This window comes from Micromonospora sp. NPDC023966, assembly GCF_040639095.1.
GTDB lineage: Bacteria > Actinomycetota > Actinomycetes > Mycobacteriales > Micromonosporaceae > Micromonospora.
Window position 1 is genome coordinate 1 of sequence record NZ_JBEZZJ010000019.1, and the last position, 14,811, is coordinate 14,811.

The window sequence follows — 14,811 nt, forward strand, 5'->3', positions numbered from 1 at the left end:
CAGCCGAGGCGCCAGGTGGACAAAGAGTCAGACCAGCGCCGGGAGCACGACGATCATGGCCGACCGGGCGGGACGAAGCATCTCACCGTGGACAACCACCTGATCAGGGCCCGACCTGCTAGGCACCGCCGGACCTACGCCCTGACCTGCGGCGGAACCTGATCCGAAGGTCACCCGATGAGGCGGTTCCGGACGCGCACCGACTGGGTATGAACTTGATCAACCGAGAGAAAGGGAGCGACGATGCTTCTCCGAGACGTCTGCGAGGCCCGCCGATGAGCGCCGTGGCGAACCCCGCGACCGTGGCCGAGTGCCTCCGGGTCGGCGCCGGGTTCTCCCAGGGCGACCGGAACTGGATCGCGGAGCAGTTCGCGACCCTCGACGCCCGGCTCGCCGGGTTCCACGCCGACGCCACCGAGCTGGAGGTGTCGGTCAAGGACCGGAACGCCCGGGGCCAGAAGGTCACGCTGGAGTGCTGGGTCGCGGGCCGGCAGAAGATCGTCACCACCTCCACCGAGGAGGACCTGCACGCCGCGCTCAACGACGTCCGGGACGACCTGCGCCGCCGGCTCAACGACGCGAAGACCCGGCAGGAGCCGCGCCACAACAAGCACCTGCGCGAGACCGACCAGCCGGAGGGCATCCCCGCGCAGGCCGCCGAGCGCGCCGACGCCGAGACTGTCTGAGGCCGCCCCGCCCCCGCCCGTGCCCGGTGCCGGCGCGACGGGGGCGGGGGGCTACCGCCGGGTAGCGTGGCGGCGTACCGTCGCGGTCGTGGAACCGGACGTGCTGGGACCGCCGTACGAGCGGCAGACGATCGACCTGGGCACCGACGACGAGGGACCGGTCGTCGCGACCCTGGTCCGCCGGCGGGCGGAGCGCCCCACCGGCCGGGCCGTCCTCTATGTGCACGGCTTCGTCGACTACTTCTTCCAGACCCACGTCGCCGACTTCTTCGCCGAGCGCGGCTGGGACTTCTACGCCCTCGACCTGCGCAAGTACGGCCGCAGCCTGCAACCGCACCAGACCCCGAACTTCTGCCGCGACCTGAGCGACTACTTCCCTGAGCTGGACGCCGCCGCGAAGATCATCCGCGAGGACGAGGGGCACGACACCCTGCTCGCCATGGGCCACTCCACCGGCGGCCTGATCATCTCGCTCTGGGCGCACGCCCGCCGCGAGGCCGGCCTGGTCGATGGCATCTTCCTGAATAGCCCGTTCTTCGACATCAACGCGCCCTGGCTGGTCCGCCGACCCCTCGCGGCCGCCGTCTCCCGGCTGGGCCGCCGGGCGCCGCAACGCATCCTCCCGTTCGGGCTGGGCACCGTGTACGGCGAGAGCCTGCACGCCGACCACCGCGGCGAGTGGCGCTACGACCTGGCCTGGAAGCCGCTCGCCGGGTTCCCGGTGCGGGCGGGCTGGATCAACGCGATCCGCGCCGGCCAGCGTCAGCTCCGGGCCGGCCTGGACATCCCGGTGCCGGTGCTGCTGGCCTGCTCCACCCGCAGCTACCGGGGCACCAAGTGGCACGACTCCGCCACCCTCGCCGACGCGGTGCTCGACGTGGAGCACATGGTGCGCTGGGCGCCCCGGCTCGGCCGGCACGTCACCCTGGCCCGCTTCGACGGCGGGCTGCACGACCTGACCCTCTCCGGCCCCGCCGTACGCGAAAAGGTGTTCGCGGAGGTCGGACGGTGGGCGGACGGCTTCCTCGGCGTCGGACCGACCGAGCCGGAACCCGCGACGCCGGCGCCGCGGCGGCCGGCCGACGAGCCGGCCGACGAGCCGGCCGGCGCGACCGCCGAGAGCTGAGCCGGGCGGGTCAGCGGTAGCCGGCGGTCGCCGCCGCCAGGGCCGACCGGATCCGGTCGAACGTCGCGACCGGGTGACCGCCGTCGTTCGCCGGCAGCAGGAGGCCCAGGCAGCGCAACGAGAGGCCTCCGTCGGGCACCTCGACGCCGAACACCGGCGCGCCCACGTACCCCGGCGGCAGTTCGGGGGTGACCCGCACCTCGTCGCCGTCGCGCGCCACCCGCTCGATCACCGCCTCCAGCGGCCGCGACCCGTCGGCACCGACGCCGAGCGCCAGCACGAACGCCGAGCCGGGCTCCGCGCCCACCCGGGCGACCGCGTCGGCCGGCGCGGCCACGGCGTCGGTCACCTGCTGGGTACGCCAGCTCCAGCCCCGATCGTCGGCGTACCCGTGCAGCCCGCCGGTGGGCATGGCGGCCAGACCGAGCTCCGGCAGTTGCAGCCACCGGCTCGCGAAGTCGGGCAGCTCGATCGGCTCCGCAGCCCCGTCCGCCGGCTCGGTGACGCTCGGCCGCAGCCCGATCTCCCCGTACGGCGTCCGGGTGGTCGCTGCGGCGGTGAGCAGCCACTCCTGCACCACCTCGCCGTCGTCGGTCGCGCCGACCAGCTCGCTGTAGAAGAAGGCGGTGCCGAAGGTCCCGGCCGGCGCGCCGGGGCCGTCGGACCCGACGACGGGCAGGATGGCGCGGCCGAGGAGCTGGCACAGCTCGTACGCGATCTCGTTCTCGGTTTCCTGGTCGAGCAGCACGACGCCGAGGGTACGGACCGACCTGGGGCCGGTGGCCCGTGACCCGGTTATCGGGGTGCCCGCGGGAGCCGGGCCGTGGGACCCTGAGCAGCGACGTGGCCGCGCCCACCCGTTCCCCCGGCGAGGCCCGGGTCGGCGGTACCCTCTTGGCGCGACATCGTCGACGCGCGCCCGTAGCTCAGCGGATAGAGCAGGGGACTTCTAATCCCAAGGCCGCAGGTTCGAATCCTGCCGGGCGCACCACCGTCACCGCAGGTCAGCAGCTTTCCGCTCCCGGTCGACGATCACCACGCGCCTCCGTACAGCCAAGTCACCCGAAGAGGTGCTTCGCGGGCCTCGTCCACGGCAGCCCGCTCGATCTCCGGCAGGACGTGGGCGTAGGAGCGCCGGCAGGACGGCCCGGACCTGCCCCGCAGCACGCACCCCTGGCTTCCGGAGCGACGTCACGTGACGAGCACGGCGGTGAGCATCGAGAGATACGACTCATGGGCGAGACGCAGGCTGTCAAGGTCGGCCGTCTCGAACCACGCCACAGCGTCGTGCTCGTCCGGCGCGGCGTTGACGGGTGTTCCGGTCCACCTGTCGACCAACCAGATCTGCATGTCGAACGTCGCGGTCCGGATCTCATGCATCGGCGGGCTGGACGGCTCCGATGCCGTGATTCCCAACTCCTCCCGAAGCTCGCGGACAAGGCTCTCTTTCGGATCCTCCCCCTCCTCAACATGACCGCCCGGCAGGTCCCACACGTCGGGATACCAACGGCGTCCGGCGCTTCGATGACACAGCAACACCCGATCGCCGTCGCGAAGAACCGCCGTCACAATCCGGACCCGACCGGAGTCGTCAGCGGAGATCGTCATCGGCACATCCTGACCCATGCCAGCCTCCCCGGACGGTCTACGACTGCCCGACGAGGAGATCCGTTGTTCCGAACGGTGTGGCCCACCGCGTGAGTCGCTAGAACGTTGGCGTTAACTTGCCACCATGCGCGCAGAGGTCCGGCAGGTGCGTTTCCCGGACGTGGAATCAGGGGAGCCCTTCGATCCTTCGAACACCTTCCAGCTGGTGGAGGTGTACGTCGGGGCCGTTGGGGAGGCAGGCGAGGAGCAGTACCAGGTGACTGCCTGCACGCCTGCCGCCCTGGCGGACCTACTGCGGCGGCAGCCCTTCCTGGTAGGGCGCCATTGGCTGTTCGTAGAAGAGTTCTCAACCGCAGCTGTTGAGGCGGCGCTACGCAAGCTGATCGGGAACGTCGAGGCGGCCAGCCGGGCTGAGTTTGTAGAGAAGGTCGGTCGACTCGGGCTGTGGGAGTTCGAGGACAACAAGAGCTAGGACGAACTCCCGCTCGTCCTGTCGCTGTACAGCCATTCGTACAGCCAAGCCCGTCCGCTGACGCCGACGCTGCCCGACAACCACGGACGGGCTGACCAGGAGCAAACCACCCGGCCAGCCATCCGCGATCTTCTTCTGATCCCAAGGCCGCAGGTTCGAATCCTGCCGGGCGCACCACCGTCACCCCAGGTCAGCGGCTTTACCGCGCCCGTTTGAAGTACAACAGACGGCCTGCGGCACGCCAGGACGGCCTGTCGAGGCTTGATCGTGGCGGGACAGCGCAGCGGCGTCGAGCCCGGCACACTCCATGCTGTGAGGACGCCGGCATCGGGAAGCTGCGTCAGCCGCCTTCTCTGCATCGGCGCCGTGCTGACCCTGGTGGTTAGGCCTGTGACCTGGGTGCTGACCTTCGGGTTCATCGGCCCGTTGTTCGGGTTCTTCGACTACCTGGCGTGGGATGCCTCGCGGGGTACCAGCCAGCGGCCGGTCATCATCGTCGAGTGGGCGGCCCCGGCCGTCGCCGTCGTGGTGGCGCTCAAGGTGGCCCAGCTCCTCAGGCAAGGATCGGCGAGGGCCGCGAGGATCGTCCCGGCCCTGGGCCTCGTCTTCCTGGTGGCGGCGGCGATCTATCTCGTCAGCCTCGTGGTACTGGCCATGGTCTTGGTGGCGGATATTGGCACCATCGACGGGCTGACCGGGCTTGCGGTGACGGCCGTCGTGGCAGCTGTGCATCTCTACCTGCTGCGCCTGTCCTTGCGGATCTGGCGGTCCCGCCCCATCCTGGCGCGTGCTGCTGAGCAGTCCGGCGGGCACCCCGAGCCAGCGGACCGAGCACCCCGATGAGCAGAGTGCCCACGTACGGCCGGTGGACGGTCGGTTCGGTCCCCCAAGACGACCGATGAGTTCCGCCTCGCCGCGTCGTCGGCATGTTGGGAACCTCCCCTCCGCATCTGTGGGAGGTTCGAGACGAGATGACGAGGAGGTTGCACACGGTGGACCAGGAGAACGTGAGCGCCACCCTGACTGTCGCCGCGCCTGCCGCAAAGGTGTTCGCGGTGCTGGCAGACCCGACGACTCACTCCGCGATCGATGGCACCGGCTGGGTTCAGGAATCTGTCGACCGGGCTCCGCTGACCGAGGTCGGGCAGATCTTCCGGATGGACATGTATCACGCCAACCATCCGGATGGGGACTACCAGGTGGTCAACAAGGTCCAGGTGCTCGACCCGCCGCGCGCCATCGGCTGGCTGACCGGGGAGGAGAAGGGCGACGGTCGCCTGGAGTTCGGCGGCTGGATCTGGCGTTATGAGCTTGCGCCGCTCGGTCCGTCGGAGACCGAGGTGACGCTCACCTACGACTGGTCGGCGGTGCCGCAGTTCATTCGGGAATACCTCCAATTCCCGCCGTTCGGGCCCGAGCATCTCGCCAACTCGCTGCACCACCTGGCCGAGCTTGCCGCACCGGCGTCGCTTGAAGACCCGGCCTAGCGCGCAGCCGTACAGCCATTCGTACAGCCAGTACCGCTGGCCAGGACCGACGCGATCCGACTACGGCAGACGGCTTGAGCGGACAGGGTGCCGCGACCAGCCATCCGTGATCTTCCTTTTCATCCGGTTGGGGTGGTCGATGCCACAGGAGTGATACTCCCCAGTGGAGACACGACCACCTCCAGGAACCCGCGCCCCTCAGACGTTGACGAAGCTCGGCGCGCCCGTGCTGTCGTAGGTCAGCATGGTCACCCCGGTGCCGGAGGTGCGGGTGCCGGTCAGCCGCAGGCCCGCCGGGGGCACGCCGTCGGCGAAGAGTCGCTGCCCGCGCCCCAGCACGACCGGAAAGACCAGCAGCTGGTACGTGTCGATGAGCCCTTCCCGCATCAGCGACCGGGCGAGCGCGCCGCTGCCGTGCACCTGGAGTTCGCCGCCGGGGCGGTTCTTGAGTTCGGTGACCGCGGCGGCCAGGTCGCCGCCGAGGCGGTGCGAACCCGACCAGTTCAGCTCGTCGTCCCGGTTGGTGGCGACGTACTTCGGCAGCCGGTTGAGCGGGTTGTCCGGCCCGCCCTCGGCCGGGTCGGTCACGTGCGGCCAGTAGGCGGCCATGATGTCGTAGGTGCGGCGGCCTAGCAGCAGGGCCTCGGCCCGCTCCAAGGTCTCACCCATCCACCCGCCGACCGTCTCGTCGAAGTGCGGCGGCAGCCAGCCGCCCAGGTCGAACCCGCCGGAGCGGTCCTCCTCCACGCCGCCCGGGGCCTGCATGACGCCGTCGAGGGTCAGGAACGTGGTGATGGTGAGTCGCATGATGGTGCCTCCTTCGTGGCCGGCCCCGCGCCGGCTTCCACCCTGTCGACGGCCGAGGAGCAACCGATTCGACAGCCCGGCCGGACCCAGGGTGTGACCTAGACCACACCCTCCGGTTCGCCGGAGCGGGGCGGCACCACGCGCTCCCCGTACACCCTGATCTCGGCGCGGAACCGGTGCGCGGCGGGATGCCAGATCTCGTCGAACGGCCCCATCACGTCACCGCCGACGCCCCGGCGCCGCACCCGCGACCCCAGCCAGGCCAGGAGCGCGAGGACCCCGGCGAGACAGCCGACGACCAGCAGAACCGCCCCGAACACCGCCACGCGTCGACCCTACCCAGGCTTGCGGGCGAACAGGTACGCCGACGGGCGGCGCCGCCCCTGCTCCGGCGCCGCCCACATGCTCGCGGTGACCACGAGACCCGCCTCCGCGAGCAGCCCGGCGATCCCGTCGGGCCGGGCGAAGTGCACGTCGAGCGCCACCCGGTGGCCGTAGGCCTGGTCGCGGCGGACGTGCTCGTCGTCGCCGCCGTGGAAGCCGAGCAGCGCGTGCCCGCCGGGGGCGAGTACCCGCTGGAACTCGGCGAACACCCGGGGCAGCAGCTCGCGCGGGGTGTGCACGATGGACCACCAGCTGAGCACCCCGCCGAGCCGCCCGTCGGGCAGGTCCAGCCCGGTCATCGAGCCGACCTCGAAGCGCAGCCCCGGGTACGCCCGGCGGGCCAGCGCGACCATCCGCGGCGACAGGTCGAGGCCGAACGCCTCGACGCCCAGGGCCGCCAGGTGGGCGGTGACGTGGCCCGGACCGCAGCCGAGGTCGGCCACCGGCCCGCCGGCGGCGCGGACCAGCTCGGCGAAGGCGCCGAGCAGTGCCCGGTCCAGCGGCAGCTCGGGCAGCTTGGCAGTGACCAGCGCGGCGTAGTCGACGGCGACGGCGTCGTACGCGGACCGGGTCTCGGTCAGGTGGGCGGTCTCGGTCACGCCCCGACCGTACCGGCGCCGACCCGCTCGTACACCGAGACGTGGCGGCGGCTGTCGGCGGTGAACGGCGTGCGGTCCCGGTCGGCGGCCGGGGCGGGGTCGACGTACGCTCCGGCCATGGTGACCGAGACGGACCTCGGCCTGAGCGACGGCCGCACTCTGCACGTCTACGACACCGGCGGGTCGGACCGTCTCGCCGTCTTCTGGCACCACGGCACGCCGAACATCGGCGCGCCGCCCGCGCCGCTGTTCGCCGCGGCCGACCGGCTCGGCCTCCGCTGGGTCTCCCACGACCGTCCCGGCTACGGCGGATCGACGCCGCTGCCGGGGCGGGACATCGCCTCCGCGGCCGCCGACGTCGCCGCGGTGGCCGACGCGCTGGGCCTCGACCGGTTCGCGATGATGGGCCACTCCGGCGGCGGTCCGCACGCCCTGGCCTGCGGGGCGCTCCTGCCCGACCGGGTGGTCGCGGTGGTGTGCGGCGCCGCCCTGGCGCCGTACGGCGCGGCCGGCCTGGACTGGTTCGCCGGCATGGTGCCCGCCGGGGTGGCGTCGCTGCGGGCGGCCGCCGCGGGACGGGCGGCCAAGGAGGCGCACGAGAACTCAGGCGCCGTGTACGACCCGGAGTTCACCCCGGCCGACCTGGCCGCGCTGCACGCCGAGTGGTCCTGGTTCGACAGTGTGGTGGGCCCGGCGACGCGGTCCGGTCCGGGCGGGCTGATCGACGACGACCTGGCCTACGTGCACCCGTGGGGCTTCGACCCCGCCCAGGTGACGCCGCCGGTGCTGCTGCTGCACGGCGAGCGGGACGGGATCGCGCCGGTGGCTCACGCCGAGTGGCTGGCCCGGCACTGTCCCGCAGCGGAGCTGCGCCGCTACCCGGATGACGGGCACATCTCGGTGCTGCGCCACGCCGGGTCGGCGCTGGAGTGGCTGCGCCGGCGCGCCGACGAGGCGTCCGCCCGGTAGGCGGAGATGAGTGAGGCGGCGGCCGGGGGGCGGCCGCCGCCTCGCCGCGCCGGATCGAGCGCGGATCGCGACCTCGCACGGAGAAACCGGGGGGCAGGTCGTCCGTGCGAGCCGCGGTACCGACGCCGGAGGGCGGAGGGGGGGTGAAGTGGCCCGCCCGGCGCCGGAGACCAACGGACTCCGTTATGGGGTGTGAACACGGACACGCTGGTCACGAGTCCTGTGCTTTCGTTCCGTCCCCTCAGCGCCGGTCCCCCGTGGGATGTCACACCGTCACCCCCGGGCGATCGCGACGACGGCGGATCGTCGCGCCACCGTCACTCGCAGATCCGCCACCCGCCGTCCTCCTTGACGAGGACGAATGCCTGCGTCACGGTGGTGCCGCTCTGCGGGGTGAAGCGCACGTCCGCCGACCCGCGGACCCGCCCGTTGCTGTTCGTGACGTTCAACCCGACGATGCGGTAGCCGGTCAGCGCGGGCTGGGCGGACTGCTGCCGGACGAAGTCCTCCCGGCTGACCCGGTCACGCACCCGCCCGCAGAGCTGGTCGTACGCGGTCGGGTAGTCGCGGGCGACCAGCGCGCCGGCGAACGTGTCCACGGTGGTCCGGGCCGGGCCGGTGGCGTCCTGCACCGCGCGGTAGAGGGCGAAGCCGCCGACGACGCCGCCCACGCAGCAGAGCGCGAGCACCACACCGACGACGGTGAGCACGACCCGGGTCGTGTTCGACTTCCTGGGCGGCACCATGGCCGGTTGGTACGTCATGGTCGCAGGGTAGGAGCGCCGCGCCAGCGGTTCGCCCGGTAAACCGGGTGACCGCCCGGGACCCCGTCGTCCACCATCGACGCATGCCGCAGCACCGACCCGCCGAGCCGGACATCCGGCGCTACTACACCGAGGTCTTCGACGAGGCCGACCGGCTCGACCGGACGCCCCAGAGACGGCTGGAGGCACGCCGCACCCGCGACCTGCTCAGCCGCTTGCTTCCCGCCCCACCAGCCGAGGTGCTGGACGTCGGCGGTGGCCCCGGCGCGTACGCGGGCTGGCTCGCCACGGCCGGGCACCGGGTGCACCTGATCGATCTGGTGCCGGCGCACGTGGCGGCGGCCCGGGCGGCACACCCGGGGATCACCGCGACTGTGGGCGATGCCCGGGAACTGCCGCTGCCCGGCGGCTCGGCCGACGCGACCCTGCTGCTCGGCCCGCTCTATCACCTGCCCGACCGGGCGGACCGGGTGGCCACGCTGCGCGAGGCGGCCCGGGTGACCCGGCCCGGCGGTCCGGTGCTCGCGGCGGTGATCAGCCGCAACGCGGCCCTGATCGACCTGACCGCGCAGGGCCTGGTGGACGAGCGCAGCCGCTCGCTGCTGCGCGAGGCGTACGCCACCGGGGTGAACGACCCCCGGACCGGCTTCACCACGGCCTACTTCCACCGCCCGGAGCAGGTCGTGGACGAATTCGTCGCGGCCGGCCTGCCGACCCCCGCGCTGTACGGGCTGGAGGGTCCGCTCTGGCCGCTGCTGAACGCGCTCGGCACCGGCCCGGCCGAGCGACTCTTCGCCGACGCGGTGGCCTGTGCCGAGGCGTTCGAACGCGACCCGGCGGTGCTCGGTGCCAGCTCCCACCTGCTCGCGGTGGCCCGCGCCTGAGCAGGTCGGAGCCGGCCCATCACCGGCCGGAATCCGGTAGAGCGACGCGCCGCGTACCGTGGGTGACCAGTTGCCTGCGAGCATGCTATTCTCCGGCGTCGATCTAGGCCGTGCGGACCCGACCGGGTCGCTGCCGGAAGGACACCTCCCCCGATGCCGGTCGTAGCCGCCACGACCCTGCCGCCGTCCCCACTGGACCGGCCGGCGGGCGGCGCGTTCACCCTGGTCTTCACCACCCTGCCGGCGCTGCTCCGGATCACCTGCGGCGTGGTCGCCGCGGTGGTCGCGCTGGCGGTGCGCACCCCGCCGGTCCGGGTGGCCCTGCTGGTCCCGGCGATCGTCGCGCTCACCGCCTGGTCCGTCTGGTACGCCGTACGCGCGCTCCGGTACGGGATCGCCGGCGCGCTGGTGGCTGGTGACGTGGCGCTGACCACCGCGACCGGGCTGGCCATCCCCTGGCTGGTCGCACCGGAGGTGCTGCCCGGCGAGGGGAGCTGGGTCGCGGTGCTCGCCAGCACCACCGTGATCAACGCGCAGGCCACCGCCCCGACCCGCTGGTCGGTCCCGGCCGGTCTGCTGGTCACCGCCGGCTACGCGGCCGGCGCCACCCTGGCCGGCAACCCGGTGGAGGCGCGGGCGCACGCCGGGACGCTGCTGGTGCAGACCGGTTGCACGGCGATGATGACCGCGGTGATGCGCCGCCGGATCGGGCACGCCGACGCCGCCTTCACGGACTTCCAGCGGCTGTCCCACGAGGCGGTGGTGGGGCGGGGCGCCCGGGAGGCCGAGCGGCGGCAGAACCGGGACCTGCACGACACCGTCCTCGCCACGCTCACCATGGTCGGGCTCGGCGCGGTGTCCGGCCGGTCCGCCGCGCTGCGCGAGCGGTGCGCGGCCGACCTGCGTGCCCTCACCGAGCTTGCCGACGCGCGCTCGGCACCGGCGGCCGGCGCGGTGGCCCTGGACGAGCGGCTGCGGACGGTCCTCGCCCGGCTGCCCGAGCTGACCGTGGCCGCGACGCTGATGCCGTGCCGGGTGCCGGCGGGTGTCGCCGCGGCGCTCGCCGACAGCGCCGCCGCCGCGCTGGCCAACGTGGTCCGGCACGCGCCGGGCGCCGCGGCCACGCTGCGCCTGGCCCGGGACGCCGGCGCCGTGGTGGTCGAGGTGGCCGACGACGGCCCCGGCTTCGACCCGGCCACCGTCCCGGCCCACCGGTACGGGCTGCGCGAGTCCATCCACGGCCGGATGGCCACGGTGGGTGGCCGCGCAGAGGTGACCTCCGCCCCTGGCGCCGGCACCCGGATCCGACTGGAGTGGCCGGGTGTCCACTGAGTCGGGAACGGCCGGGACCGGCACGGCGACCCGTCCGGCCGTACGGCAGCGGAGGCCGGAGCGCGCCGATCCGGGGGCGGCCGCGACCGCGGCGCACGCGGTGTCCGACGCCTCGGACCGGGGTGCGCGGATCGTGGCGGTGGTGATCGCGCTGGCCTGGCACCTGGCGATCGGGCTGCCGGCGCTGCTCGGTGCCTGGTCCCGGCTGGCCGCCCCGCCGGTGGTCGCCGCCGGCTGGCTGGTGACCGCGGCGATCGGCGGCGCGGCCGGCGTACGCCTGCTGGGCGGCGGGCTGCCACCCGCCCGGCGGCTGGCGGCGGCGTTGCTCGTGGTCGACGGGACGGTCTTCGCGGCGGCCGGTGAGCGGCAGCTGTTCACGACGGCCAACTGGGTGTGGGGCGGGCTGGCCTGGTTCTTCCTGGTGGTGCTCTGGCGGCGGCCACTGGGCTGGCTGCTCGCGCTGCTCGGCGCGCACGCGGCGATCGCCCTGGCCGCGGTGGTCCTGCACGACGCCACCGCCCCGGCCGACCTCAGCCGCTATGCGATGTACGTCTACGGCACCTCGTCACTGCCGGTGGCGGTCTTCGCCGGCGCGGCGGCGATCGCCGCGCTGGCCCGGGACCGGGCCGGCACCGCCGCGGCGGCCCTGGTCGTGGCGGCGGAGCGGGACGCGGCGGAACGGGCGCGGCGGGACCGGCAGGCGCGGCTCGCCCTGGTCAGCGGCACGGCGAAGGAGGTGCTGGCCGCCCTCGCGGCCGGCGACGCCGACCCGGCCGACCCGGCGGTACGCCACCGGGCCCTGCTGGCGGCGGCCCGGCTGCGCCGGCTGATCGCCGAGTCGGACGACGTGCCGGATCCGCTGCTGCACGAGCTGCGCGCCGCCGCCGACCTGGCGGAACGGAACGGCCTGCCGATCGCGCTGGTCGCGCTCGGGGCGCCGCCTGAGCTGCCGGTCGAGGTCCGCCGGCGGCTGGCCGACCCGCCGACCGCGGCGCTCGCCGGCGCCCGGGGCTGGGCCCGGCTGACCGTGGTGGCCGGCCCCGACGAGGTGGTGGTCAGCCTGGTCACGCCCGACCACGACGGGCCGGACGCGACCGGCCCGCCCGGCGGGCACGGGGACGGGCCGGTGGAACACCTGCACGAGCGGGACGGGGAGATCAGATGGACGCAGACCCGGTGGCGGAGGACGTGACCGGCGCGCAGCCGGTCGGCGTGGCGATCGTGGACGACCATCCGGTCGTGATCGACGGGGTACGCGCCTGGCTGGCCGGCGAGCCCGGGCTGCGGGTGCTGGCCACCGGGGACGACCCGGACGTGGTGCTGCGCGCCGCCCCGGACGCCGAGGTGGTCCTGCTCGACCTGCGGCTGCACGGGCGGATGGTGCTCGACAAGCTGGCCGAGCTGAGCGCCGCGGGTCGCCGGGTGGTGGTCTACTCCGAGCACACCGACCCGGAGACCATGCTGGCCGCGCTGGACGCCGGCGCGGTGGCGTTCCTGGCCAAGCACGAGGGGCGGGAGCACTGCGTGGCCACCGTGCTCGCCGCCGCGAACGACCGCCCGTACGTGCCGCCCGCGCTGGCCGGGGCGCTCGTGGGCGACCCCCGGCCGGACCGGCCGGCCCTGTCGGACAAGGAGCGCGAGGCCCTGCTGCTGTGGTTCCAGTCGATGTCGAAGGCGTCGGTGGCGCGCCGGATGCGGATCAGCGAGCACACCGTGAAGCAGTACGTGGACCGGGCGCGGATCAAGTACACCCGTGCGGGGCGGCCGGCCGCCACGAAGGCGGCGCTGCTCGCCCGGGCGATCGAGGACGGCCTCGTCCGGCCGGAAGATATCGGCATCTACCGGTCTCAGGCGTCCGCCGACCGGCCGACCCCCTAACGGCTGTCATGACAGCCGCACCCAGGTGGGCCAGGCTCGACGTATCGCAGACCGGGACCGGGAGGTCGTGACCGTGCCGGAGGACGCCGCACCCTTCTTCATCGGGCCGCACCGCTTCGACGTCGATGACGATCCCACCCGCCCCGTGCTCGATCGGCGGCACGCGCTGATCCCCGAGCCGGGCGAACACCTGCTCGGGCAGCACCGGCTGCCGGTGGCCGGTCACCTGCTCGGCCCCACCGACGACGTCCGGTCCTGGGCGCTGCCCACCCCCGCGACGGTCACGCTCACCGACCGGCGGCTGGCGTACGTCTGCACCGGCTCCGAGCTGTCCCTGGTCTCCGGGCGGGACAGCCGGACGGACGCCCGGCACCGGCGCCCGGTCCGGCTGTCCCGCCTGGTCAGCGGCCAGATCCGCTGGCAGTGGCCGTCCCGGCTGGAGCTGGCCGAGGGCCCGGGCGGCACCGGCGAGCTGCGGGTGGTCTGCGACGCGCTGCGCACCATCCGGCAGCCCGCGCTGGCGCTCGCCGGCCCGATTGGCCTGGTCACCGCGCTGGCCCGGCAGGTACGCCGCTCGGTGGCCGCGTACCGGCTGGCCCGCCCCGAGCTGGTGGACCTCTCGCCGCCGGAGCGGGACACCCTGCGGGTCCGGATGGGCCCGGCGCCCGGCCCGGCCCGGGGCGCGGTGACCCTGCCCGGTTCGCTGCCGGTCGAGTTCCTGTCCCGCGACGACTACTACCGCCCGGCGGTGGCGGAGCCCGCGGCCTGGCCCCGCCAGGACGTCCCGGCGCGGGACCGCCCCGGCTCCGCCTGCTGACGCGAGGGCTCAGCCGACCAGCCGCAGCGCGGCTGGGCGACCCCGGGAGCGCAGCCGGCGCAGCATCCGGGCGTCGGTGAAGCCGACGGCCCGGGCAGCGGCCTCCACCGTGGCGCCGTGCCCGATGAGGTGCTCGGCGCGTTCCACCCGCAGCAGTTGCTGGTAGCCGAGCGGGGTCAGCCCGGTGGCCTGGCGGAACAGCCGGCTCAGGCTGCGTTCGGCCACCCCGCAGGCGGCGGCCAGCTCCGCCAGCGGCAGCGGCTCGGCGTAGCGCGCGTCGATCAGGTCCTGCGCCCGGTGCACCGCGTCGGAGAGGTGCGACCGGTGCCGCATCATCGCGCTGGCCTGCTGCTCGTGGCCGTTGCGCCGGGCGTACACGACGAGCGTGCGGGCGATCCGGGCGGCCACCGCCGGGCCGTGCCGGGTGGCGATCAGGTGCAGCGCGACGTCGATGCCGCTGGCGATGCCGGCCGAGCTGACCACCCGGTCGTCGACCACGTAGAGCACGTCCCGGACCACCCGGGCCGCCGGGTGCCGCCGGGCCAGCTCGTCCTGCACGTCGTGGTGGGTGGTGCAGCGCCGCCCGTCGAGCAGGCCGGCCCTGGCCAGCGCGAAGGCGCCCGCGCAGACGCTCGCCACGGTGCCGCCGGCCGCGTGGTGGTCGGCCAGCCGCCGCAGCTCGTCCGGGCCGACCGGCCCCGCCGGGCCGTGCGCCGACAACCGCCACCCGGGTACGACCACGAGGTCGTCGGGGCCCAGCGCGGGCCAGTCCGGCGTGGCCCGCAACGACACTCCCTGCACGGTCGGCACCTCGGGCGTGGCGGCGACGTAGTGCAGGCGGTAGTCGTACCCGAGGTCGGCGGCGGTGGAGAAGACCTGGGCCGGCCCGGCGAGGTCCAGCAGGTGCAGCTGCGGGACCAGGAGAAACACGACGGCGCCGGGTCGGGGCGCGGCGCCGGACGCGCCGAGCTGGAGCCGTCGGTCGACCCGGGCCATCG

Annotated in this window: 19 protein-coding genes and 1 tRNA gene; 12 read left to right on the forward strand and 8 right to left on the reverse strand. The window is 74.1% G+C overall.

Annotated features, from left to right (window positions below; genetic code table 11):
• Positions 1-275 precede the first annotated feature (275 nt).
• Entirely contained in the window at positions 276-686 is a 411-nt protein-coding gene (locus AB0F68_RS22735; RefSeq protein ID WP_357341554.1) for an HPF/RaiA family ribosome-associated protein, read from the forward strand.
• 88 nt (positions 687-774) lie between these two features.
• Positions 775-1,812 (forward strand): alpha/beta hydrolase, encoded by a 1,038-nt coding sequence (locus AB0F68_RS22740; RefSeq protein ID WP_357341555.1) that lies wholly within the window; start codon positions 775-777, stop codon positions 1,810-1,812.
• 10 nt (positions 1,813-1,822) lie between these two features.
• Here the strand turns inward: AB0F68_RS22740 and AB0F68_RS22745 are convergent, their stop codons facing one another.
• Positions 1,823-2,560 (reverse strand): hypothetical protein, encoded by a 738-nt coding sequence (locus AB0F68_RS22745; protein WP_357341556.1) that lies wholly within the window; start codon positions 2,558-2,560, stop codon positions 1,823-1,825.
• Between the two features lie 167 nt (positions 2,561-2,727).
• On the opposite strand from AB0F68_RS22745, the gene AB0F68_RS22750 reads away from it, so the two are divergent.
• A tRNA-Arg gene (locus AB0F68_RS22750) sits at positions 2,728-2,803 on the forward strand.
• Positions 2,804-3,003: 200 nt separating this feature from the next.
• Here the strand turns inward: AB0F68_RS22750 and AB0F68_RS22755 are convergent.
• Positions 3,004-3,438: an NUDIX domain-containing protein gene (locus AB0F68_RS22755; protein WP_357341557.1), complete on the reverse strand. Its 435-nt coding sequence runs from the start codon at positions 3,436-3,438 to the stop codon at positions 3,004-3,006.
• Positions 3,439-3,544: 106 nt separating this feature from the next.
• Here AB0F68_RS22755 and AB0F68_RS22760 point away from each other — a divergent pair, with 106 nt between their 5' ends.
• The 3 genes from AB0F68_RS22760 (at position 3,545) to AB0F68_RS22770 (ending at position 5,379) form a co-directional block, all read left to right on the forward strand.
• Complete coding sequence (locus AB0F68_RS22760) at positions 3,545-3,892, forward strand: immunity 8 family protein (RefSeq protein ID WP_357341558.1); 348 nt, start codon at positions 3,545-3,547, stop codon at positions 3,890-3,892.
• Positions 3,893-4,282: 390 nt separating this feature from the next.
• Positions 4,283-4,735: a hypothetical protein gene (locus tag AB0F68_RS22765; protein ID WP_357341559.1), complete on the forward strand. Its 453-nt coding sequence runs from the start codon at positions 4,283-4,285 to the stop codon at positions 4,733-4,735.
• Positions 4,736-4,884: 149 nt separating this feature from the next.
• A complete protein-coding gene (locus AB0F68_RS22770; protein WP_357341560.1) occupies positions 4,885-5,379 on the forward strand; it encodes an SRPBCC family protein in 495 nt (164 codons plus the stop codon).
• 198 nt (positions 5,380-5,577) lie between these two features.
• On the opposite strand, the gene AB0F68_RS22775 is transcribed toward AB0F68_RS22770, so the two are convergent.
• From AB0F68_RS22775 to AB0F68_RS22790, 4 genes are all read right to left on the reverse strand, one after another.
• On the reverse strand, positions 5,578-6,186 hold the full coding sequence (locus AB0F68_RS22775) for a dihydrofolate reductase family protein (protein WP_357341561.1): 609 nt from the start codon (positions 6,184-6,186) through the stop codon (positions 5,578-5,580).
• A gap of 98 nt (positions 6,187-6,284) precedes the next feature.
• Positions 6,285-6,512: a hypothetical protein gene (locus AB0F68_RS22780; protein WP_357341562.1), complete on the reverse strand. Its 228-nt coding sequence runs from the start codon at positions 6,510-6,512 to the stop codon at positions 6,285-6,287.
• Between the two features lie 9 nt (positions 6,513-6,521).
• A complete protein-coding gene (locus AB0F68_RS22785) occupies positions 6,522-7,169 on the reverse strand; it encodes a class I SAM-dependent methyltransferase (protein WP_357341563.1) in 648 nt (215 codons plus the stop codon).
• Positions 7,166-7,288: a hypothetical protein gene (locus AB0F68_RS22790; protein ID WP_357341564.1), complete on the reverse strand. Its 123-nt coding sequence runs from the start codon at positions 7,286-7,288 to the stop codon at positions 7,166-7,168. The genes AB0F68_RS22785 and AB0F68_RS22790 overlap by 4 nt, the downstream gene beginning before the upstream one ends.
• On the opposite strand from AB0F68_RS22790, the gene AB0F68_RS22795 reads away from it, so the two are divergent.
• Positions 7,287-8,138 (forward strand): alpha/beta hydrolase, encoded by an 852-nt coding sequence (locus AB0F68_RS22795; protein WP_357341565.1) that lies wholly within the window; start codon positions 7,287-7,289, stop codon positions 8,136-8,138. The genes AB0F68_RS22790 and AB0F68_RS22795 overlap by 2 nt on opposite strands.
• Before the next feature lie 317 nt (positions 8,139-8,455).
• Here the strand turns inward: AB0F68_RS22795 and AB0F68_RS22800 are convergent, their stop codons facing one another.
• Entirely contained in the window at positions 8,456-8,902 is a 447-nt protein-coding gene (locus AB0F68_RS22800; protein WP_357341566.1) for a hypothetical protein, read from the reverse strand.
• 83 nt (positions 8,903-8,985) lie between these two features.
• Here AB0F68_RS22800 and AB0F68_RS22805 point away from each other — a divergent pair, with 83 nt between their 5' ends.
• The 5 genes from AB0F68_RS22805 to AB0F68_RS22825 all read left to right on the forward strand — a co-directional run bounded on the left by AB0F68_RS22805 (position 8,986) and on the right by AB0F68_RS22825 (position 13,813).
• The gene (locus tag AB0F68_RS22805; protein WP_357341567.1) at positions 8,986-9,786 is read left to right on the forward strand and encodes a class I SAM-dependent methyltransferase; all 801 of its coding nucleotides are present in this window, start codon (positions 8,986-8,988) and stop codon (positions 9,784-9,786) included.
• Positions 9,787-9,939: 153 nt separating this feature from the next.
• Complete coding sequence (locus tag AB0F68_RS22810; RefSeq protein WP_357341568.1) at positions 9,940-11,118, forward strand: ATP-binding protein; 1,179 nt, start codon at positions 9,940-9,942, stop codon at positions 11,116-11,118.
• Entirely contained in the window at positions 11,108-12,310 is a 1,203-nt protein-coding gene (locus AB0F68_RS22815) for a hypothetical protein (RefSeq protein WP_357341569.1), read from the forward strand. The genes AB0F68_RS22810 and AB0F68_RS22815 overlap by 11 nt, the downstream gene beginning before the upstream one ends.
• Positions 12,280-12,996, forward strand: a complete 717-nt coding sequence (locus AB0F68_RS22820; RefSeq protein WP_357341570.1) for a response regulator transcription factor — start codon at positions 12,280-12,282, stop codon at positions 12,994-12,996. The genes AB0F68_RS22815 and AB0F68_RS22820 overlap by 31 nt, the downstream gene beginning before the upstream one ends.
• A 73-nt stretch (positions 12,997-13,069) precedes the next feature.
• Positions 13,070-13,813, forward strand: a complete 744-nt coding sequence (locus AB0F68_RS22825; protein WP_357341644.1) for a hypothetical protein — start codon at positions 13,070-13,072, stop codon at positions 13,811-13,813.
• A 9-nt stretch (positions 13,814-13,822) separates the two neighbouring features.
• Here the strand turns inward: AB0F68_RS22825 and AB0F68_RS22830 are convergent, their stop codons facing one another.
• Positions 13,823-14,809, reverse strand: a complete 987-nt coding sequence (locus AB0F68_RS22830) for a DJ-1/PfpI family protein (RefSeq protein WP_357341571.1) — start codon at positions 14,807-14,809, stop codon at positions 13,823-13,825.
• Between the last annotated feature and the right edge of the window lie 2 nt (positions 14,810-14,811).

Bases quoted from the DNA above. Each gene is read 5' to 3' on its own strand.
- AB0F68_RS22805 (WP_357341567.1), top strand. From the start codon at position 8,986: ATGCCGCAGCACCGACCCGCCGAGCCGGACATCCGGCGCTACTACACC.
- AB0F68_RS22830 (WP_357341571.1), bottom strand. From the start codon at position 14,809: ATGGCCCGGGTCGACCGACGGCTCCAGCTCGGCGCGTCCGGCGCCGCG.
- AB0F68_RS22760 (WP_357341558.1), top strand. From the start codon at position 3,545: ATGCGCGCAGAGGTCCGGCAGGTGCGTTTCCCGGACGTGGAATCAGGG.
- AB0F68_RS22735 (WP_357341554.1), top strand. From the start codon at position 276: ATGAGCGCCGTGGCGAACCCCGCGACCGTGGCCGAGTGCCTCCGGGTC.
- AB0F68_RS22820 (WP_357341570.1), top strand. From the start codon at position 12,280: ATGGACGCAGACCCGGTGGCGGAGGACGTGACCGGCGCGCAGCCGGTC.
- AB0F68_RS22790 (WP_357341564.1), bottom strand. From the start codon at position 7,288: ATGGCCGGAGCGTACGTCGACCCCGCCCCGGCCGCCGACCGGGACCGC.
- AB0F68_RS22795 (WP_357341565.1), top strand. From the start codon at position 7,287: ATGGTGACCGAGACGGACCTCGGCCTGAGCGACGGCCGCACTCTGCAC.
- AB0F68_RS22775 (WP_357341561.1), bottom strand. From the start codon at position 6,186: ATGCGACTCACCATCACCACGTTCCTGACCCTCGACGGCGTCATGCAG.
- AB0F68_RS22800 (WP_357341566.1), bottom strand. From the start codon at position 8,902: ATGACGTACCAACCGGCCATGGTGCCGCCCAGGAAGTCGAACACGACC.
- AB0F68_RS22755 (WP_357341557.1), bottom strand. From the start codon at position 3,438: ATGGGTCAGGATGTGCCGATGACGATCTCCGCTGACGACTCCGGTCGG.
- AB0F68_RS22810 (WP_357341568.1), top strand. From the start codon at position 9,940: ATGCCGGTCGTAGCCGCCACGACCCTGCCGCCGTCCCCACTGGACCGG.